20 protein-coding genes are annotated in these 19,020 nt (G+C 70.4%); 11 read left to right on the top strand and 9 right to left on the bottom strand.

What is annotated here, in order from left to right:
- Nucleotides 1-26 precede the first annotated feature (26 nt).
- The 3 genes from KUM44_RS16365 to KUM44_RS16355 form a co-directional block, all read right to left on the bottom strand.
- Complete coding sequence (locus KUM44_RS16365) at nt 27-1,034, bottom strand: CopD family protein (RefSeq protein ID WP_308402627.1); 1,008 nt, start codon at nt 1,032-1,034, stop codon at nt 27-29.
- Nucleotides 1,035-1,135: 101 nt separating this feature from the next.
- Nucleotides 1,136-2,593, bottom strand: a complete 1,458-nt coding sequence (locus tag KUM44_RS16360) for a CoA transferase (protein WP_217208616.1) — start codon at nt 2,591-2,593, stop codon at nt 1,136-1,138.
- Nucleotides 2,594-2,663: 70 nt separating this feature from the next.
- Entirely contained in the window at nt 2,664-4,196 is a 1,533-nt protein-coding gene (locus KUM44_RS16355) for a S8 family serine peptidase (protein ID WP_217208615.1), read from the bottom strand.
- A gap of 374 nt (nt 4,197-4,570) precedes the next feature.
- Here KUM44_RS16355 and KUM44_RS16350 point away from each other — a divergent pair, with 374 nt between their 5' ends.
- The 3 genes from KUM44_RS16350 to moaA all read left to right on the top strand — a co-directional run bounded on the left by KUM44_RS16350 (nt 4,571) and on the right by moaA (nt 7,689).
- Nucleotides 4,571-4,927, top strand: a complete 357-nt coding sequence (locus KUM44_RS16350) for a DUF485 domain-containing protein (RefSeq protein WP_217208614.1) — start codon at nt 4,571-4,573, stop codon at nt 4,925-4,927.
- On the top strand, nt 4,924-6,552 hold the full coding sequence (locus KUM44_RS16345; RefSeq protein WP_217208613.1) for a cation acetate symporter: 1,629 nt from the start codon (nt 4,924-4,926) through the stop codon (nt 6,550-6,552). Before KUM44_RS16350 ends, KUM44_RS16345 begins: the two co-directional genes overlap by 4 nt.
- A 147-nt stretch (nt 6,553-6,699) precedes the next feature.
- Nucleotides 6,700-7,689 carry a GTP 3',8-cyclase MoaA gene (gene moaA, locus KUM44_RS16340; protein WP_217208612.1) on the top strand — a complete coding sequence of 330 codons (990 nt, stop codon included), beginning with the start codon at nt 6,700-6,702 and terminating at the stop codon, nt 7,687-7,689.
- Here the strand turns inward: moaA and KUM44_RS16335 are convergent.
- Together KUM44_RS16335 and KUM44_RS16330 are read right to left on the bottom strand one after the other, a co-directional pair.
- Nucleotides 7,672-7,911 (bottom strand): hypothetical protein, encoded by a 240-nt coding sequence (locus KUM44_RS16335; RefSeq protein ID WP_217208611.1) that lies wholly within the window; start codon nt 7,909-7,911, stop codon nt 7,672-7,674. The two genes, moaA and KUM44_RS16335, sit on opposite strands and share 18 nt — an antisense overlap.
- A gap of 214 nt (nt 7,912-8,125) precedes the next feature.
- Nucleotides 8,126-8,524, bottom strand: coding sequence for a DUF3099 domain-containing protein (locus tag KUM44_RS16330; RefSeq protein WP_217208610.1), 399 nt, complete (start codon nt 8,522-8,524; stop codon nt 8,126-8,128).
- Nucleotides 8,525-8,767: 243 nt separating this feature from the next.
- Here KUM44_RS16330 and KUM44_RS16325 point away from each other — a divergent pair, with 243 nt between their 5' ends.
- Entirely contained in the window at nt 8,768-9,049 is a 282-nt protein-coding gene (locus tag KUM44_RS16325) for a GlsB/YeaQ/YmgE family stress response membrane protein (RefSeq protein WP_217208609.1), read from the top strand.
- Nucleotides 9,050-9,182: 133 nt separating this feature from the next.
- Here the strand turns inward: KUM44_RS16325 and tyrS are convergent, their stop codons facing one another.
- From tyrS to KUM44_RS16310, 3 genes are read right to left on the bottom strand one after another with little or no spacing between them, the layout of a single operon-like run.
- On the bottom strand, nt 9,183-10,451 hold the full coding sequence (tyrS, locus tag KUM44_RS16320) for a tyrosine--tRNA ligase (RefSeq protein ID WP_217208608.1): 1,269 nt from the start codon (nt 10,449-10,451) through the stop codon (nt 9,183-9,185).
- A gap of 55 nt (nt 10,452-10,506) precedes the next feature.
- Nucleotides 10,507-11,910: a metallopeptidase TldD-related protein gene (locus tag KUM44_RS16315; protein ID WP_217208607.1), complete on the bottom strand. Its 1,404-nt coding sequence runs from the start codon at nt 11,908-11,910 to the stop codon at nt 10,507-10,509.
- Entirely contained in the window at nt 11,907-13,430 is a 1,524-nt protein-coding gene (locus KUM44_RS16310; RefSeq protein WP_217208606.1) for a TldD/PmbA family protein, read from the bottom strand. Before KUM44_RS16310 ends, KUM44_RS16315 begins: the two co-directional genes overlap by 4 nt.
- Before the next feature lie 240 nt (nt 13,431-13,670).
- Here KUM44_RS16310 and fabG point away from each other — a divergent pair, with 240 nt between their 5' ends.
- The 3 genes from fabG to KUM44_RS16295 all read left to right on the top strand — a co-directional run bounded on the left by fabG (nt 13,671) and on the right by KUM44_RS16295 (nt 15,671).
- Nucleotides 13,671-14,375, top strand: coding sequence for a 3-oxoacyl-[acyl-carrier-protein] reductase (gene fabG, locus KUM44_RS16305; protein WP_217208605.1), 705 nt, complete (start codon nt 13,671-13,673; stop codon nt 14,373-14,375).
- Nucleotides 14,376-14,380: 5 nt separating this feature from the next.
- Nucleotides 14,381-15,151 (top strand): enoyl-ACP reductase FabI, encoded by a 771-nt coding sequence (gene fabI, locus KUM44_RS16300; RefSeq protein WP_217208604.1) that lies wholly within the window; start codon nt 14,381-14,383, stop codon nt 15,149-15,151.
- 163 nt (nt 15,152-15,314) lie between these two features.
- Nucleotides 15,315-15,671 (top strand): hypothetical protein, encoded by a 357-nt coding sequence (locus tag KUM44_RS16295; protein WP_217208603.1) that lies wholly within the window; start codon nt 15,315-15,317, stop codon nt 15,669-15,671.
- Here the strand turns inward: KUM44_RS16295 and KUM44_RS16290 are convergent.
- On the bottom strand, nt 15,649-16,341 hold the full coding sequence (locus tag KUM44_RS16290; protein WP_217208602.1) for a FadR/GntR family transcriptional regulator: 693 nt from the start codon (nt 16,339-16,341) through the stop codon (nt 15,649-15,651). The genes KUM44_RS16295 and KUM44_RS16290 overlap by 23 nt on opposite strands.
- A gap of 70 nt (nt 16,342-16,411) precedes the next feature.
- Between KUM44_RS16290 and KUM44_RS16285 the strand changes: the two genes are divergently transcribed.
- From KUM44_RS16285 to KUM44_RS16275, 4 genes are all read left to right on the top strand, one after another.
- Nucleotides 16,412-17,779 carry a CynX/NimT family MFS transporter gene (locus KUM44_RS16285; protein ID WP_217208601.1) on the top strand — a complete coding sequence of 456 codons (1,368 nt, stop codon included), beginning with the start codon at nt 16,412-16,414 and terminating at the stop codon, nt 17,777-17,779.
- A gap of 49 nt (nt 17,780-17,828) precedes the next feature.
- Nucleotides 17,829-17,945, top strand: a complete 117-nt coding sequence (locus KUM44_RS45410; RefSeq protein WP_254389607.1) for an SGM_5486 family transporter-associated protein — start codon at nt 17,829-17,831, stop codon at nt 17,943-17,945.
- A 189-nt stretch (nt 17,946-18,134) separates the two neighbouring features.
- Nucleotides 18,135-18,341 carry a hypothetical protein gene (locus tag KUM44_RS16280; protein WP_217208600.1) on the top strand — a complete coding sequence of 69 codons (207 nt, stop codon included), beginning with the start codon at nt 18,135-18,137 and terminating at the stop codon, nt 18,339-18,341.
- A gap of 65 nt (nt 18,342-18,406) precedes the next feature.
- Nucleotides 18,407-18,925 (top strand): histidine phosphatase family protein, encoded by a 519-nt coding sequence (locus KUM44_RS16275; RefSeq protein ID WP_217208599.1) that lies wholly within the window; start codon nt 18,407-18,409, stop codon nt 18,923-18,925.
- Nucleotides 18,926-19,020: the final 95 nt, after the last annotated feature.

Below are 19,020 nucleotides of genomic sequence, written 5' to 3'. Positions count from 1 at the left end.
CGCTCGCCGACGCGGACGCGACGGGCTCACCAGCGGATCGGCACCGGCAGCGCCGTCAGCAGTCCCGACACCGCGACCACCACTCCCAGGGCGACGACCTCGGCCCGCGCGGGAGCACAGGCGGTCAGCGGGTCGGCCGTACGGCGCAGCCGGAACCGGGCCCACAGGGCGAGCGAGGCCACGGCCAGCATCAACAGCACCTTGGCCAGCAGGGCGCGTCCGTAAGCCGTCTCGGTGAGCTGCTGGAGGACCGTGTCCGACGGCATCCGACGCAGCGAACTCCACACGCCCGTCGCCGTGATGGCGGCGAGCAGTACGGCCGCCACGCGCGCGTAGAGTCCGAGCAGGGCCGCGCCGGTCTCCCTGACCCCCCATCCGCGCAGGGTCCGCAGGGCGTGCAGCAGCCCGCCGGCCCAGAGCGTTGCGCAGGTCAGGTGCACGAAGGTCAGGCCGGAGCCCAGCAGCGGGCTGTGCTCGGTCGTGGGGTGCGCGCGCAAGGCCTCGGCGAGCACGACCGCGGCCAGTGGCCAGAGCTGGGTCGTGGGCCGACGCGAGAGGGCGCACAGCCCGGCCACGGCGAAGGCGTTGACCTCCAGCAGCGCGAGCTTGCCGTCGCGCGACGCGTAGAGGCCGCCGACGTCGAGGTCCGCGAGGCTGTGCGGCACGAGGTTGCCGGTGGAGACGACCGAGGCGAGACCCAGGGCGGCGACGAAGCCCGCCCCGGCCGCGTAGGGCGCCCAACTGCGGGGCATGACCGTCGGGGTACCGGGCACGGACCTGGCCAGCCGGTTCACGAACAGCTCGCCCGCCGGGACGCACAGCGCCGCGAACAGCACCGTACGCAGCAGCGCGATCCCCTCGGTGCCGGGCGCGGCGGCCTCCCCGGTGCCGTCCAGCGCGGCCGACGGCCCGAGCAGCGGGATCAGCGCCGCCAGCGCCACCAGGACGAGAACGGCGACGGCACGGCCGACGCCGGGGCGCGGTCCGGGCCCACTCCCGTCGGCCACGCCGGGGGAGGGTCTTGTCAATGTCACCTCATGATCTTCACAAAACATTACAGATCCGGGCAAGCACCGGAAAACAAGTGGTGGTGCGGCATTCCGCACGGAGGTACGGCTCGGACGGCCCCCGGCCCTCAGACCCACCGCGCCGAATCCGCACCCCAGACCCCCGGCGGCCGTGCCCAGTCGCCGGGACCGCCCGCGAACGACACCGGCGGCAGGGCATACCGCAGCCGCCCGAGCGCACTGCTCCGCTCGTTCAGCCAGATGCCGGGCGCGTTGTCAGAGTCGTACGCGTCGGATGAGCTGGCCACCCCGTCCCCCAGGCTCCCCTCCGGGTCAGGCCTGATCCCGTTCATCAGCCACTCCGCCGTCCGCGCCAAAGCCAGCCGTACGCACCGGCCCTGGCCCTCCCCTTGCCCCAACTGCTCGGACAGTGCCCGCAGTACAGCTGCCGCCAGCAGATACCCCGTCCCGTGGTCGAGGGCCTGCGCGGGCAGGGCGCCGGGCGAGCTCACGGCCGCCGGCCCGTCGGTCGAGGCCCTCGTCGCTCCCGTGGCTCCCGTGGCTCCCTCGATCGCGGCGATTCCGGTGGCGGCCTGCACGAGGCTGTCGAACCCGCGCCGCTCGCGCCACGGTCCGTACGACCCCCAGGCCGACAACTCCGCCACGATCAGCCCCGGTCGCCGCTCGGCGAGCGCCCGGGCCGACAGCCCGAACCGGTCGAGGGCGCCCGGCCGGTACCCCGTGACGACGACGTCCGCCGCCGCGAGCAGTTCCTCGAAGGCACGCCGGTCGGCCGCCAGGTCCAGCGTCGCCGAGCGCTTCCCGAAGCCCGTGTCGGTGTGCTGGTCGGCCAGTTCGGGCAGCTGTGGCGCGTCCACGCGCAGCACGTCCGCGCCGAGCAGCGCGAGCGTGCGCGTGGCGACCGGTCCGGCGATGACCCGCGTCAGGTCCAGTACGCGGACCCCGGCGGCGGGCAGCAGGGGAGTGCCGTCGAGCGCCGGGAGCGCACGCGCGCGTACCGTGTCCGACCGCTCATGCTCGACCAGCGGCCGTCGGGCCACCGCGACCGCCTGCTCGTGCGCCGCCCACTCCTCAGGTGTCCGCAGCGCCACGGCCAGCCCGCCGGCCGCGTACATGGCCGCCTCCACCTCCAGCGAGGAACGCTCGGCGAGAGCCGCCCCCACGGCGTCGGGCTCCTCCTCGGCCACGCCCAGCGCGGCCGCCAAACGGGCCCGGTGATGGGGATAGTTCGCATGCGTCCGCACCCAGCCGTCCGCCGTCGGCCAGAACCGCGACAGCGGCGCGAACGCCACGGGTGCGCGCCCGTCGACCATTAGATGCCGTTCACTCACGAACGCCGTGGCGACCGCCCCGTCGTCCAGCGTCACCCGGGGCACCTCGGCGAGCCCGGCCCGCCGCGCCCCGAGCTCCGCGGCGGCCAGCGCGCACGCACCCACACAGGCGCGCGCCAACTCCCGTACGGGAAGGCGTGCCTGAAGCGCGCCTTCCCGCGTCACGGTCGACACACGGGTGAGAAGGGCGGGGTCGCCGCCCACCCCGGACCAAGCGGAGTTGATTCCAGTCATGACTGCACTATGCAGTATTGACTCAATCAATATGTGTGCCCGATACGTCGACCGGGAGAGGTGTGACTACTCAGTCAACGGCGTCCAGTGCGTCAACGACGCCGTACCCGTAGAAACCGTTGAACCGCTTGCCGCCCTCGCACACCGCGTCCTGCGCGCCGTCGCCGTCCTGGTCGTACGACTCAGGGCAGCCCGGGTTGTCCGCCTGCGCCTTCAGCAGCGCCTGAAGCGCGGCCGGAGTCGCCTTCGGGTACCGGGACTTCAGCAGCGCGGCGACGCCCGCCGCGTGCGGGGAGGCCATCGAGGTGCCCTGTAGCCAGCCGTACTCGCCGTTCGGCATGGTGGACAGGATGCGGCCGTTCTTCGACGGGGTGTCCGTGGGGATCTGGAACTTCCGGTCGCCGCCCGGGGCCGCGACGTCCACGACGCCGTACCCGTAGGACGAGTAGTACGACTTGTCGTTCTTGACGCCGGTCGCGCTCACCGTGACCACGCCCGGCAGCTGGGTCGGCACGTCGAAGCACTTGTGCGGGTCGATCGTGCGGTTGACCGGCGTGGAGTCGTCGGGGCTGGACTCGTCCACGATGGCGTCGGCGTCCATGTCGTGGTTGGAGTTGCCCGCCGAGGCCAGGTGCAGCGTGCCCTTCTTCTGGGCGTACAGCTGGGCCCTGTTGACCGCGTCAACGATGGCCTTCTGGTCGGGGTCGTCCATGCAGTTGTACAGCCACGGGTCGACGTAGTAGCTGTTGTTCGTGATCTCCACGCCGTGGTCGGCGGCGAACACGAAGGCGCAGACGACGTTCTCCGGGTAGAACAGACCGTTCTTGGGGTCGCTCACCTTGATACCGGCGACCTTCACGCCGGGCGCGACCCCCGCGACGCCGATGCCGTTGCGGGCCGCGGCTATCTCACCGGCGACATGCGTGCCGTGGTAGTCCTCCGCGGTGTACGGCCGCCAGGCGCCCTCGCTGGTGTCCGGGACCCCGCCCACGCAGTTCGCCGACTGGGCTGCGGAGAAGTTCGGGGCCAGGTCCGGATGGGTGTCGTCGACGCCCGTGTCGATGACGGCGACGGTGACCTTCTCGCTGCCCGGGTTGATCTTGGCGGCCTTGTCGGCGCCTATCGCCCGCAGGTCCCACTGGTCGGCCTCAAGAGGCTCGCTGTCGGCCGCCGCGCCGGACGCCTTCGCGGCCTTCGTGGCCTGCTGCTTCGTCAGCAGCTGGGCGGGGCCCTCGTCCGTGGAGCCGGCGGCGGTCAGGGGCGCCGTACGCGTCGCGCCCGCCGACTGCACCCCGCGCACGGTGCGCATCGTCTTGGCGAAGTCGGGGTTCGCCGAGTGGACGACGATCACGCCGATCTTGTCGTACGAGGTCACCACGGTGCCGCCGGCCGCTGTGATCGCCTTCTTCACCGACTCGATCGTGCGGTGGTCCGGCCAGGTGTTGACGACATACGCCAGCGAGGTCGCGTCCGTGGCCTGCACGGGCGCCTCCGCGAGCGGTGCGGCCGAGGCCGCCGCCGGCAGGAAGCCGAGCGAGGCGGTCAGTGACAGGGCGAGGGGCACGGCGAGGCCGAGACGGCGTCTGGACCGCAGATGAGCCATGGGTTCTCCACATCATCCGGAACGGAAAACCCGCCCTGGGCGGGGATGGGCGCTCGGGCAGGTACATGACGATTCGTACTGGAGTGAAGCTATCCCTGATCTTCCGGACCAGCAATCACTGATCCGAGCGACTTCGGAAAGAGGCCCTCGGAGTTGAACCGGTCCTCGCGTGGCGCCGTGACCTTGTGAAGGAGGCACGAGCAGGATCGAGCCCCCTGTCGGATCACGCGCCGTGGCCCTAACATCGCCACCCGGCTCAAGTGATCCACGTCATCGCGAGGAACAGAGCCGCCATGCCCCTACCCAACTCGTCCCCACCCCCCGACCCGTCCCCGTCAACCGTCGCAACAGCGCCCGCAACGCGAGGAGACTCCGTGGCTACCGACGCACCGCCCCCCTCGAAAGAGACACACAAACTCCCCACAACCGAGGAGTTCACCGAGGTGCAGCAGAGTGCGGAGTTCGGTGAACTGCGCCGCTCCTACCGCTCCTTCGCCTTCCCGCTGACCGTCGCCTTCATCGCCTGGTACCTGCTGTACGTCCTGCTCTCCAACTACGCGGGCGACTTCATGGGCACCAAGCTGTTCGGCAACATCAACGTCGCGTTCGTCCTCGGTATCGCCCAGTTCATCACCACGTTCCTCATCGCCTGGTGGTACTCGCGCCACGCCGGCGCGAAGCTCGATCCCAAGGCCGAGGCCATCAAGACACGTATGGAGGGCGGCGCATGAGCCCCGCGATGACCCATGTGCAGCTCGCCGCCAACGAGGCCAGCGAGCACCGGCCGCTGATCATCACCCTGTTCGCGCTCTTCGTGGTCGCGACCCTCTTCATCACTGTCTGGGCGGGCCGCCAGACCAAGGACGCCGCCGACTTCTACGCGGGCGGCCGGTCCTTCAGCGCCTTCCAGAACGGCCTCGCCGTCTCCGGCGACTACATGTCCGCCGCGTCCTTCCTCGGCATCGCCGGCGCCATCGCCCTCTTCGGCTACGACGGCTTCCTGTACTCCATCGGCTTCCTGGTCGCCTGGCTGGTCGCCCTGCTCCTGGTGGCCGAGCCGCTCAGGAACTCCGGCCGCTACACGATGGGCGACGTCCTCGCGTACCGCATGCGCCAGCGCCCCGTGCGCACGGCGGCCGGTACGTCAACGATCGTCGTGTCGATCTTCTACCTGCTGGCCCAGATGGCGGGCGCGGGCGTCCTGGTCTCGCTGCTGCTCGGCATCACCACCGACGCGGGCAAGATCCTCATCGTCGCCCTCGTCGGCGTCCTGATGATCGTGTACGTCTCCATCGGCGGCATGAAGGGCACCACCTGGGTCCAGATGGTCAAGGCCGTGCTCCTTATCGGCGGCACCATCCTGATCACCTTCCTGGTGCTGCTGAAGTTCAACTTCAACATCTCCGACCTGCTCGGCAAGGCCGCCGAGAACAGCGGAAAGGGCGCCGCCTTCCTGGAGCCCGGCCTCCAGTACGGCGCGACCGGCCTCTCCAAGCTGGACTTCATCTCCCTCGGCATCGCCCTGGTCCTCGGCACCGCCGGCCTGCCGCACATCCTGATCCGCTTCTACACGGTGCCCAACGCCAAGGCCGCCCGTAAGTCCGTGAACTGGGCCATCGGCATCATCGGCGGCTTCTACCTGATGACCATCGCCCTCGGCTTCGGCGCCGCAGCGCTGATCTCCCAGGACGAGATCATCGCGTCCAACCCGTCCGGCAACACGGCGGCGCCCCTGCTCGCCCTCCACCTGGGCGGCGTCGACTCGGCCTGGGGCGCGATCCTGCTCGCCACCATCTCGGCGGTGGCCTTCGCGACGATCCTCGCCGTGGTCGCCGGTCTGACGCTGGCCTCGTCCTCGTCGTTCGCCCACGACATCTACGCGAACGTGATCAAGAAGGGTCAGGCCACCGAGAAGGAGGAGATCCGGGCCGCCCGCCTCGCCACCATCGGCATCGGCGCCGTCTCCATCCTCCTCGGCGCCCTCGCCCGCGACCTCAACGTCGCCGGCCTGGTCGCCCTGGCCTTCGCGGTCGCGGCCTCCGCCAACCTGCCGACGATCCTCTACAGCCTGTTCTGGAAGCGGTTCACCACCCAGGGCGCGCTGTGGTCGATCTACGGCGGTCTGATCGTCGCCGTCGGCCTGGTCCTGTTCTCGCCCGTCGTCTCCGGCGACCCCAAGGCGATGTTCCCGGATGTCGACTTCGCCTGGTTCCCGCTGAAGAACCCGGGCATCATCTCCATCCCGTTCGGCTTCTTCATGGGCTGGCTCGGCACGGTCCTGTCCAAGGAAGAGCCCGACGCCGGCAAGTACGCGGAGCTGGAGGTCCGGTCCCTGACCGGCACCGGCGCCCACTGAGCATCACCCTTCAGCGGCCGCGTCGTAGATCCCTACGACGCGGCCGCGTCGTACGTCGTGGGATCGGGCCGGTGTCGCTGTCAGTGCGGTCACGTAGGCTCACAGGTGACGGAAGTTGAATCTGGTCGTGACGAGGGAGGGGGCCCAGTGCTCATCGACACCTACGGCCGTGTGGCCACCGACCTGAGGGTTTCGCTGACCGACCGCTGCAACCTGCGGTGCACGTACTGCATGCCCGAGGAGGGCTTGCAGTGGCTGGCCAAGCCCGACCTGCTCACGGACGACGAGATCGTCCGCCTGATCGACATCGCCGTCACCTCCCTCGGCATCGAGGAAGTCCGCTTCACCGGCGGCGAGCCCCTGCTGCGCCCGGGCCTGGTCGGCATAGTCGAGCGGGTCGCGGCGCTGGAGCCCCGCCCCCAGATGTCCCTGACGACGAACGGCATCGGCCTCAAGCGCACCGCGTCCGCCCTGAAGGCGGCGGGCCTGGATCGGGTCAACGTCTCCCTGGACACCCTGCGCCCCGACGTCTTCAAGACCCTCACCCGCCGTGACCGCCACAAGGACGTCATCGAGGGCCTGCACGCCGCCCGCGACGCGGGCCTGACCCCGGTCAAGGTCAACTCGGTCCTGATGCCGGGCCTGAACGACGACGAGGCCCCCGACCTGCTCGCCTGGGCCGTGGAGCACGACTACGAACTGCGCTTCATCGAGCAGATGCCCCTGGACGCCCAGCACGGCTGGAAGCGCGACGGCATGATCACCGCCGGGGACATCCTGACCTCCCTGCGCACCCGCTTCGAGCTGACCCCCGAAGGCGCGGAAAAGCGCGGCTCGGCCCCGGCCGAGCGCTGGCTGGTCGACGGCGGCCCGCACGTGGTCGGCGTGATCGCCTCCGTCACCCGCCCGTTCTGCTCGGCCTGCGACCGCACCCGCCTGACGGCCGACGGCCAGGTCCGCACCTGCCTGTTCGCCACGGAGGAGACGGACCTGCGCGCGGCCCTGCGCTCGGGCGCCCCGGACGAGGAGATCGCCCGCATCTGGCGCCTGGCGATGTGGGGCAAGAAGGCGGGAGCGGGCCTGGACGACCCGTCGTTCGTCCAGCCGGACCGTCCGATGTCAGCCATCGGTGGCTGAGGAGTCCTCCCTGGAGTCCTCTTCCCACTCCTTCAACAGGACGACGTCCTTCAAGAACCCCCGCACCCCGAGGAACTGCGACAAGTGCTCGCGATGCTCCTCACACGCGAGCCATGTCTTGCGGCGCTCCGGCGTGTGAATCTTCGGATTGTTCCACGCCAGCACCCACACGGCGTCGGCACGGCACCCCTTGGCGGAGCAGATCGGCGTCTCGTCACTCACAGATTCGTCTCACAGATTCGCGCATAAAAAGGCGACGCCGAGCAGCCACGGGGGGAGCTGCCCGGCGTCGGTCCGTCGCTCCGACGGGGGATGCGGAGCGCCTACGAAGTATGTCACGGGTAACCCGTCGCCCGGCACCGGAACAACACTATTGATCTGAGCTTTTCCTGAGCTTGGCGCGGACTGGCCTTCCGGACGGCACCGGTCCGCGAAATCACGCCCCGTCGCGTGGTTTGCTTTGTGCGTCCGGCGCGGAGTCGGCCGCAACATCTTCCGGGACCGATTCCGCGAAACCGTCATTCGTCCGCGGCGGCGCGATCATCGGCCGCACATGCGCGGTCACGAACGTCGACGGCAGAGACGGCGCATTCTCCCGCCCCGCGTTGGCGATCACCACCGCGATGTACGGCAGGACCGCCCCGAGGACCAACGCCACGATCGCGACGTGCCGTTCGACGTTCCACAGGGTGGCCGCGAGGATCACCGACACCGTACGGACCGACATCGAGATGATGTACCGGCGCTGTCGCGCGCGCACATCGTCGTGGAGACCCGCCCGGGCTCCGGTGATCCGGAACACCTCGGTGTTGGCGCCCGCATGCAGCTTCCGCATCACATTCCACCATCCGCCCGCATCGGACTCTCCCCCGCCCGTACCCGTCCGACCCCGGCCGGGGACCCTGGCCGGGACACCACCCACGGTACGCCTCGCCTCCCCCGCCTACGAGACCGGGGCCCCTGCCACCTGGAGGAACGCCGTGAGCCGTAACGCGTACAGCCGTACCCGACATGCGGCGTACCCCGACCGGACCAAAACTGGGCGTACTGCTCACCCGAGCCGTACGAGGAGGAAGCCATGGGCTGGTTGTGGGCGATCATCGTCGGATTCGTGCTGGGCCTGATCGCGAAGGCGCTCATCCCGGGCAAGCAGCACAGCCCCCTCTGGCTGACCACCATCTTCGGCATGCTCGGCGCCATCGTCGGAAACGCCGTCGCCCGCGGGTTCGGCGTCGAGGAGACCAGGGGCATCGACTGGAGCCGGCACATCTTCCAGGTCATCGCCGCGGTGATCATCGTGTACGCGGGGGACATGCTGTACATGTCGACGCTGGGCAAGAGGAAGGAGCAACGGGGGTGAGGTGCCCCAAAGAGGCGCGGGGCTGTGTCGACCCGCGGCTCCGCCGCGGGGCGCGACCAGCCACAACGCAGCCGCACCCCGCAGATCACCGCACCCCTGCGGCGCAACCCGAAACGGCGCCTCCCGCGGAGCGCTACGCGCTCGTGACCTCCACGGCCGCCAGGTTCTTCTTCCCGCGCCGCAGCACCAGCCACCGCCCGTGCAGCAGGTCCTCCTTCGCCGGCACCGCGTCCTCGCCGGCGACCTTGACGTTGTTCACGTAGGCCCCGCCCTCCTTCACGGTGCGCCGCGCGGCGGACTTGCTGGCCACCAGGCCGACCTCGGCGAGCAGGTCGACGACCGGGCCGAGCTGATCCACCTGGATGTGCGGCACCTCGGACAGGGCCGCCGCCAGCGTCCGGTCGTCCAGCTCCGCCAGCTCGCCCTGGCCGAAGAGGGCCTTGGACGCGGCGATCACCGCGGCCGTCTGGTCGGCGCCGTGCACCAGAGTCGTCAGCTCCTCGGCCAGCGCACGCTGCGCGGCCCGCGCCTGCGGCCGCTCCTCGGTCTGCCTCTCCAGCTCCTCCAGCTCCGCACGGGACTTGAAGGACAGGATCCGCATGTACGTCGAGATGTCCCGGTCGTCCGCGTTCAGCCAGAACTGGTAGAACGCGTACGGCGTCGTCATCTCCGCGTCGAGCCAGATGGCGCCGCCCTCGGTCTTGCCGAACTTGGTGCCGTCCGCCTTCGTCATCAGCGGGGTCGCGAGCGCGTGCACATTGGCGTGCGGCTCCAGCCGGTGGATCAGGTCCAGACCCGCCGTGAGGTTGCCCCACTGGTCGCTGCCGCCCTGCTGGAGCGTGCAGCCGTGCCGCCGGTACAACTCCAGGAAGTCCATGCCCTGGAGGAGCTGGTAGCTGAACTCCGTGTAGCTGATGCCCTCCTCGGACTGGAGCCGACGGGCCACCGAGTCCTTGGTGAGCATCTTGTTGACGCGGAAGTGCTTGCCGATGTCCCGCAGGAACTCGATGGCCGACATGCCGGCCGTCCAGTCCAGGTTGTTCACCATCACCGCGGCGTTGTCGCCCTCGAAGGACAGGAACGGCTGGATCTGCGCGCGCAGGCGGTTCACCCAGTTCGCGACCGTCTCCGGGTCGTTCAGCGTGCGCTCGGCCGTCGGGCGCGGATCGCCGATCTGGCCCGTGGCGCCGCCGACCAGCGCCAGCGGGCGCAGGCCCGCCTGCTGGAGGCGGCGCATGGTGAGGACCTGGACCAGGTGGCCGACGTGCAGGCTGGCCGCGGTGGGGTCGAAACCGCAATAGAACGTGACGGGACCGTCCGCGAGCGCCTTGCGCAATGCGTCCTCGTCAGTGGACAGGGCGATCACGCCGCGCCACTTCAGCTCGTCGACGATGTCCGTCACGGTTCTCGTGTCTCCTTGATGATCTCGGGCAGTCGGGTGACAGCCGACTACGAGGTTATACGCCCTGACTGACAGAGCTCATGTTGAAATCGGGGACGCGCAGGGCCGGCATCGCCGCCCTGGTGAACCAGTCGCTCCACTCCCGCGGCAGCGTCTTCTCGGTCCGCCCCGCCTCAGTCGCCCGCCCCAGCAGGCCGACCGGCGACTCGTTGAACCGGAAGTTGTTGACCTCGCCGGTCACCTCACCGTTCTCGACGAGGTAGACGCCGTCCCGGGTCAGGCCGGTGAGCAGCAGCGTCGCCGGATCGACCTCGCGGATGTACCAGAGGCAGGTCAGCAGCAGCCCGCGCCCGGTGTTCGCGACCATCTCCTCCAGTGAGCGGTCCTCGCCGCCGTCCAGGATCAGGTTGTCGGCCCCCGGCGCCACCGGCAGACCGGTCAGCCCGGCACTGTGGCGGGTGGTCGTGAGGTGCTTCAGCTCGCCCTCGCGCATCCACTCGGTGGCCACGATCGGCAACCCGTTGTCGAACACGGACTGGTCGCCGCCGGAGGAGTGCGCGATCACGAAGGGCGCGGACTCCAGACCCGGCTCGTTCGGGTCACTGCGCAGCGTCAGCGGCAGCTCGCTCACCTTCTCGCCGACGCGCGTCTTGCCCCCGGGCTTGGAGAACACCGTCCGGCCCTCGACGGCGTCCCGTCCCGACGCCGACCACATCTGGTAGATCAGCAGGTCGGCGACGGCGGTCGGCGGCAGCAGCGTCTCGTAGCGGCCCGCCGGCAGCTCCAGGCGCCGCTCGGCCCAGCCGAGACGTACGGCCAGCTCTGCGTCCAGCGCGGTCGGGTCCACGTCCTTGAAGTCCCGAGTGGAGCGCCCCGCCCACGCCGAACGCGTACGATCCGGCGACTTGGCGTTCAGCTCCAGCGTGCCGTTGGGCTGGTCGTGCCGCAGCCGCAGCCCGGTGGACGTGCCCACGTACGTCGACACCAGCTCGTGGTTGGCGAAGCCGTACAGCTCCCGTCCGCCCGCACGCGCGCGTGCGAACGCCTCACCGAGTGCCGGGGCGAAGTCGGCGAACACGGTGGACGACGTCTCGGCCGGGGCGTCCGTGAAGTCCGGCGACGCCGGTGCCTCCGTCACGAGCGGCTGCGCGTCCTCGGCGGGCCCGGCACCGCGTGCGGCGGCCTCGGCGGCCCGCACCAGCGGCTCCAGCTCGTCCACGGTGACGGCCGACCGCGACACGACCCCCGAGGCCGTGCCCTCCTTGCCGTCGACGGTCGCGACGACGGTGAGCGTCCGCCCGCGCGTGACGCCGTTCGTGGTGAGCGCGTTGCCCGCCCAGCGCAGATTGGCGGTCGACTGCTCGTCGGCGATGACGACGCACCCGTCGGCCCGGGACAGCTCCAGGGCCCGCTCGACGATCTCGTGCGGCTTGTGCGCCTTGTTGGAGTGAGCGCTCATCGACCGGCCTCCTGCGTGGTGTTGAGAATGTTGACTCCCTTGAAGAGGGCCGACGGGCAGCCGTGCGAGACCGCGGCGACCTGGCCCGGCTGGGCCTTGCCGCAGTTGAAGGCGCCGCCGAGCACATAGGTCTGGGGACCGCCGACGGCCGCCATCGAACCCCAGAAGTCCGTGGTCGTCGCCTGGTAGGCCACGTCCCGCAGCTGCCCGGTGATCCGCCCGTTCTCGATCTTGAAGAACCGCTGTCCCGTAAATTGGAAGTTGTAGCGCTGCATGTCGATCGACCAGGACCGGTCGCCGACGACATAGATGCCGCGGTCCACGCTCCCGATCAGATCCTCGGTCGACATCCCGGCCGGATCCGGCTGAAGCGACACATTGGCCATGCGCTGCACCGGCACATGGCCGGGGGAGTCGGCGAACGCGCACCCGTTGGACCGCTCGAACCCGGTCAGCTTCGCGATCCGCCGGTCCAGCTGGTAGCCGACGAGGGTGCCGTCCTTCACCAGGTCCCAGGACTGGCCCGCGACGCCCTCGTCGTCGTATCCGATGGTCGCGAGGCCGTGCTCGGCGGTGCGGTCACCGGTGACGTTCATCAGGTCGGAGCCGTACCTGAGCTTGCCGATCTGGTCGAAGGTGGCGAAGGAGGTGCCGGCGTAGGCGGCCTCGTAGCCGAGGGCGCGGTCCAGCTCGGTGGCGTGACCGATGGACTCGTGGATGGTCAGCCACAGGTTGGAGGGGTCGACGACGAGGTCGTACGGGCCCGCCTCGACGCTCGGCGCCCGCATCTTCTCGGCGAGCAGCTCGGGGATGCGCGCCAGCTCGTCGGCCCAGTCCCAGCCGGTGCCCGTCAGGTACTCCCAGCCACGCCCCACGGGCGGCGCGATGGTGCGCATGGAGTCGAACTCGCCGCTCGACTCGTCGACCGACACGGCGGTCAGCTGCGGGTGCAGCCGTACCCGCTGCTGGGTGGTCACGGTCCCGGCCGTGTCGGCGTAGAACTTGTTCTCGTGGACGGTGAGCAGCGAGGCGTCCACGTGATTGACGCCGTCCGCCGCCAGCAGTCGCGCGCTCCAGTCCGCCAGCAGTGCCGACTTCTCCTCGTCGGGCACGGAGAACGGATCGATCTCGTACGACGAGATCCACGTCTTCTCGGCGTGCACCGGCTCGTCGGCGAGCTCCACCCGCTCGTCCGACCCGGCGGCCTTGATCACCTGGGCCGACAGCTTCGCCATCGCCACCGCCTGCGACGCGACCTTGGCGGCGGCGTCCAGCGTCAGATCGACCCCGGAGGCGAACCCCCAGGTCCCGGCGTGCACCACACGCACCGCGTACCCGAGGTCGGTGGTGTCCGACGACCCGGCGAGCCGGGCGTCCCTCAGCCGCCAGGACGCGCTGCGCACCCGCTCGAACCGGAAGTCCGCGTGCTCGGCGCCGAGCGCACGCGCGCGTGCGAGCGCGGCGTCGGCCAGGGCGCGTAGCGGAAGCGCCGTGAAGGCTTCGTCGATCGTATGAGGCACGGAGGTCTCCCTGCTGTCGTGGCCTGTCGGCACCGATCATGTCGCGCCGGCGGGGCCGCGGACCACATGTTTCCGGCTGGAGTGCGCATCTTTCTGTAGGGACCCGACAGTGACACCCCTACGCCACTGTCGGTGCCCGAATGTCCCCGGACCGGACCGGCCCGATAGGTTTTCGGAGAAGCCGCCTGTCATCCAGCTGTTCGGGCGGGTGTGTCAGACCCCTATCGAAAGGGTGATCCGTTGAGCCGCTCGGTTCTCGTCACCGGAGGCAACCGGGGCATCGGCCTCGCCATCGCCCGCGCTTTCGCCGACGCCGGCGACAAGGTCGCCATCACATACCGCTCGGGTGAGCCGCCGGCCGGCTTCCTGGCCGTCAAGTGCGACATCACCGACAGCGAGCAGGTGGAGCAGGCCTACAAGGAGATCGAGGACGCGCACGGGCCCGTCGAGGTGCTCGTCGCCAACGCCGGGATCACCAAGGACCAGCTCCTGATGCGCATGTCCGAGGAGGACTTCACCTCGGTCATCGACACCAACCTCACCGGCACCTTCCGCGTCGTCAAGCGCGCCAACCGCGGCATGCTGCGCGCCAGGAAGGGCCGCGTGGTCCTCATCTCGTCGGTCGTCGGTCTGTACGGCGGTCCCGGTCAGGCCAACTACGCCGCCTCCAAGGCCGCCCTGGTCGGCTTCGCGCGCTCCCTTGCCCGTGAGCTGGGCTCGCGCAACCTCACCTTCAACGTCGTCGCGCCCGGCTTCGTCGACACCGACATGACCAAGGTGCTCACCGACGAGCAGCGCGCGAACATCGTGTCGCAGGTCCCGCTCGGCCGGTACGCGCAGCCGGAGGAGGTCGCCGCCGCGGTGCGCTTCCTCGCCTCGGACGACGCCTCGTACATCACTGGAGCCGTCATCCCCGTTGACGGCGGACTGGGAATGGGTCACTGATCACCATGAGCGGAATTCTCGAGGGCAAGCGCATCCTCATCACCGGTGTGCTGATGGAGTCCTCCATCGCCTTCCACACCGCCAAGCTGGCCCAGGAGCAGGGCGCGGAGATCATCCTCACCGCCTGGCCCCGGCCCACGCTGACCGAGCGCATCGCCAAGAAGCTGCCCAAGCCGGCCACGGTCCTGGAGCTCGACGTCTCCAACGACCAGCACCTTGCCCGCCTCGAGGGCCAGGTCCGCGAGCACCTGGGCGACCGGCTCGACGGCATCGTGCACTCCATCGGCTTCGCGCCGCAGGACGCGCTCGGCGGCAACTTCCTGAACACGCCGTTCGAGTCCGTGGCCACCGCCATGCACGTCTCCGCCTTCTCCCTGAAGTCGCTGACCATGGCGCTGCTGCCGCTGATGACCGAGGGCGGCTCCGTCGTCGGCCTCACCTTCGACGCGCAGTTCGCCTGGCCGCAGTACGACTGGATGGGCCCCGCCAAGGCCGCCCTGGAGGCCACGAACCGCTACATGGCGCGTGACCTCGGCAAGCACGACATCCGCTGCAACCTGATCTCGGCGGGTCCGATCGGCTCCATGGCCGCCAAGTCCATCCCCGGCTTCGCCGAGCTGGCGTCCGTGTGGGACAGCCGCTCCCCGCTGGAGTGGAAGCTGGAGGACCCGGAGCCGGCGGGCAAGGGCGTCGTCGCCCTGCTGTCGGACTGGTTCCCGAAGACCACCGGCGAGATCGTCCACGTGGACGGCGGTCTGCACGCCATCGGCGCCTGATCTCCCGTACGCCGTTCGACGCCCCGTTTCCTGCCCGCGCGCGGGGAGCGGGGCGTCACCCGTTCGGCCTATCCAGCCGGGCGGGCCGGGGCCACAACTGCGCACTCTGGAGTACGCGTTCACTTCGCGAGCCCCTCCCCACCACGGCCGAGGAGGTCCCCTTGTGCGCTTGTCCCGCCGCCTGGCCTCAACGACCGTCGCCGTCGCTCTCGTACTGCCCCTGTCGTACGACGCGATAGCCCACGCGCGTGTGCACCCCGCGGAAGCGGAAGCGGAGCCCGAGGGTCTCTTCGGCGCCGCGTGCCGGATTCGCATCACCGGCTCCCATGTGACCGCGTACTGCCACAACCCCTATCCGCAGACCGACAGCGTGAGCCTGCACGTCGAGTGCGCCCGCTGGTGGGATCTGGACAGTGACGGCTCCTCGGTGGACGCCGAGCCGGCGCAGACCGTGCGGCTGACCGGCCGCTGCTGGAAAGAGGTCGCCTCGGTGTGGGTCAGCCACCGGCCGGAGAGCTGAAGCGCCCCGGACGGCACAGGAACGGATAGCTCGCCGCCTCCGCCGCGGCCGCCGTCGCGTCGCCTGCGCGGATCGCGTCCACCAGCCGCGCGTGGTCCATGTGCGTCTCCGGCGTCAGCTCCTGGCCGACGTCCTCGCGCAGCCAGTCCCGCAGCACCTCGCCCAGGTCGGCGTACATCGCGGTCATCACGTCGTTGTGGGAGGCCGCCACCACCGCCAGATGGAAGGTCGCGTCGGCCGCCACGAACGCCTCCGCGTCGCCCGACTCCCAGGCTTCCTCACGCCGCACCAGCAGCGCGTCCAGCTGCTTGAGGTCCTTCTCCGAGCGCCGCTCGGCGGCGAGCTTCGCGGCGGCGGACTCCAGCGTGGAGCGCAGCTCGGCGATGTGCCGGGGGTCGGCGTCGGCGAAGCGGCGGTGCATCACGCCGGCCAGCTCGCTGGTGGCCACCACATAGGTGCCGGAGCCCTGGCGGATGTCCAGCAGGCCGTTGTGGGCGAGCGCGCGGACGGCCTCGCGGACCGTGTTGCGGGCCACGCCGAGCTGCTCGACCAGCTCGGGCTCCGTCGGGATGCGGGCGCCGACCGGCCATTCGCCCGATGTGATCTGGTTCCGCAACGCCGCGATGACCTGCTCGGACAGCGCCGAACGACGGGGGTGGCTCAAGGGCATGGCACACCTTCGCACGGGAGGGCGGGCAACGAGCGGCCCGGAGGTGGACAACCAATCATCCTATGATTCTATGATGGATCGCATGGCACGCGAGGAACACCGGACGGCGACGTCCACGCGCATACGCACGGCCCAGACACGCACCACCGAGGCGCCCACCCGCTCACAGCCCGCCACGCGCGCGTGGACGACGCGCCTGGTGGTACTCGGCATCGTCCTGACCGCGTTGAACCTCCGCCCCGCCATCACCAGCCTCGGCGCCCTCCTCGAAGAGGTCCGCGACGGGCTCGGCATGAGCGGCAGCGTGGCCGGACTGCTCACCTCCGTGCCCCCGCTCTGCTTCGCCCTCTTCGGCGTCATGGCCCCGCGGCTCGCCCGCCGGTTCGGCCCCGGCGCGGTGGTCTGCGCCGGCATGGCCGCCATCACCGCCGGACTGCTCCTGCGCCCGTACGTCGGCAGCACGGCCGGCTTCCTGGCCGCCAGCGCCCTCGCCCTGATGGGCATCGCGCTCAGCAACGTCCTGATGCCGGTCATCGTCAAGCACTGGTTCCCGGACCGGGTCGGCTCCATGACCGGCCTGTACTCGATGGCCCTCGCCCTCGGCACCGCGTCCGCGGCGGCCGTCACGGTGCCGATGACCGAGGTGCTGGGCGGCAGTTGGCAGACCGGGCTCGCGGTGTGGGCGGGCCTCGCGGCGTTGGCCGTACTGCCGTGGATCCCCTTCGTACGGGACCGGGACCGGGACCAGGAGCGGGAGAGGGGCCGGGACCAGGAGCGGGAGAGGGGCCGGGACGGGGGAGCGGCGCCCGGTTTCTCCGCTCAGGAGAAGCACGCGCGCGTGGTGGCCCCCACGCTGCGGATCACCCGGAGCCGCACCGCCTGGGCTCTCGCCGTCTACTTCGGGCTCCAGGCCACCGGCGCCTACATCACGATGGGCTGGATGGCGCAGATCTTCCGCGACGCGGGCGTACACGCCGGCACGGCGGGGCTGCTGCTCGCCGTCACCATGGTGATGGGCGTGCCGCTGGCCTTCGTGATCCCGCGCCTCGCCACCCGGCTGCCCCACCAGGGCCCGATCGTGCTCGCGCTGGGCGTCTGCGGCCTCGTGGGCTACGCCGGCCTGTATCTCGCGCCGGTCGCCGGCTCCTGGGCCTGGGCCCTGCTGCTCGGCGTCTCCAACTGCTCGTTCCCGCTGGCCCTCACCCTGGTCGGCATGCGGGCCAGGACCAGCGCGGGCGTGGCCCAGCTGTCGGGCTTCGCGCAGAGCACCGGCTATCTGATCTCCATCCCCGGCCCGCTCCTGGTGGGCGTCCTCTACCAGCACAGCGGCGGCTGGGGGCTGCCGATCGCGCTCATGGCCGGTCTCATGATCCCGCAGATGGCGGTGGGCGTCCTGGCGGGACGCAACCGCACCGTGGAGGACGAGGCGGCCCGCTGAGCGTCACCCCGGCGCGCCCGCCGCGGACCGCGGGTGCGAGACTTGCCGTATGCCAGTGCTCGACCCGAACCCCCAGAACGGCCAGAAGAAGATGCTGCTCGTCTTCGGCGCCTTCTTCGCCATCTTCGTGATCATCGCCATCGTGGCGTCGATCGCCGCGCCCTGAGACGGGACGACCGCCGCCTCTGACGCAGGTCGTCCAGCCGATGGTGGGGCTAGCACCACCGTCCCCTAGGGGGCGAGTGTCAGGGTCAACTGGGTGGATCACCGGATGGGTTGACGGCCGAGAAGTCCGTAACTTCGAAGTGTGACCGCGGGAGGCGGACACGGAGACTCGAAGACTCACGGAGGCGACATGTCGGCCCGCACCCACACCCCGCCCCACCCGGCGTCCACGGGCCGTGGCGACATCCGGCTGCCCTGGTGGGCCCTCGCGCTGCCGACGCTCGCGTTCATCACGCTGCTGACGCTGATCCTGAACCCGTCCGACGCGCACGCCGCGACCGCCGAGCCCACGATCACGCAGCTCTTCGAGCACATACAGCGGTTGATCACGCGCTGAGCACCCCGGAAGCCGCCCGTCAACTCCCAGCGCCCCGTGGCGTGTTTCATGCGAAGCTGGATCTCATGAGCGTCGCAGAACCCCGCAGGATTGTCCTCTTCCGGCATGCGAAAGCCGACTGGCCACAGGTGAACGACCACGAGCGTCCGCTCGCCGACCGGGGCCGAAAGGACGCGGCAGAGGCCGGACGCAGGCTGGCCGACACCGACGTCCCCTTCGATCTGGCCCTGTGCTCGACCGCGACCCGGACCAGGGAGACCTGGAAGCTCGCCGTCCACGAGTTCCCGCACCGGCCGAAAACCATCTACGAGGAGCGGGTCTACGAAGCCTCGCCCGGCGAGCTGATCGCCCTGCTCAACGAGACACCGGACGATGCGCAGAACGTCCTGCTGATCGGCCACAACCCCGGCGTGCAGGGCCTCGCCGAGATCCTCGCCGGCGCGGCCGAGAGCGACGCACGCGAGCGTATGAGCCGCCGCGGCTTCCCGGCCGCCGCCTTCGCGGTCCTCTCCTTCAGCGGCACCTGGAAGACGCTGGAGCCCGGCGTGGCCACGCTGCTCGACTACTGGGCCCCCTCCGAGTAACCGACCCACGCGAAGGGGCCCGGCACCGTCACGGTGCCGGGCCCCTGTGCACGTAGGGCCTCAGACGCGGGCCGAGGGGGCCGATGCGGCGGGGG

The organism is Streptomyces sp. AC550_RSS872, from assembly GCF_019049285.1.
Lineage (GTDB): Bacteria > Actinomycetota > Actinomycetes > Streptomycetales > Streptomycetaceae > Streptomyces.
This window is presented reverse-complemented; position numbering and strand designations above follow the sequence as displayed.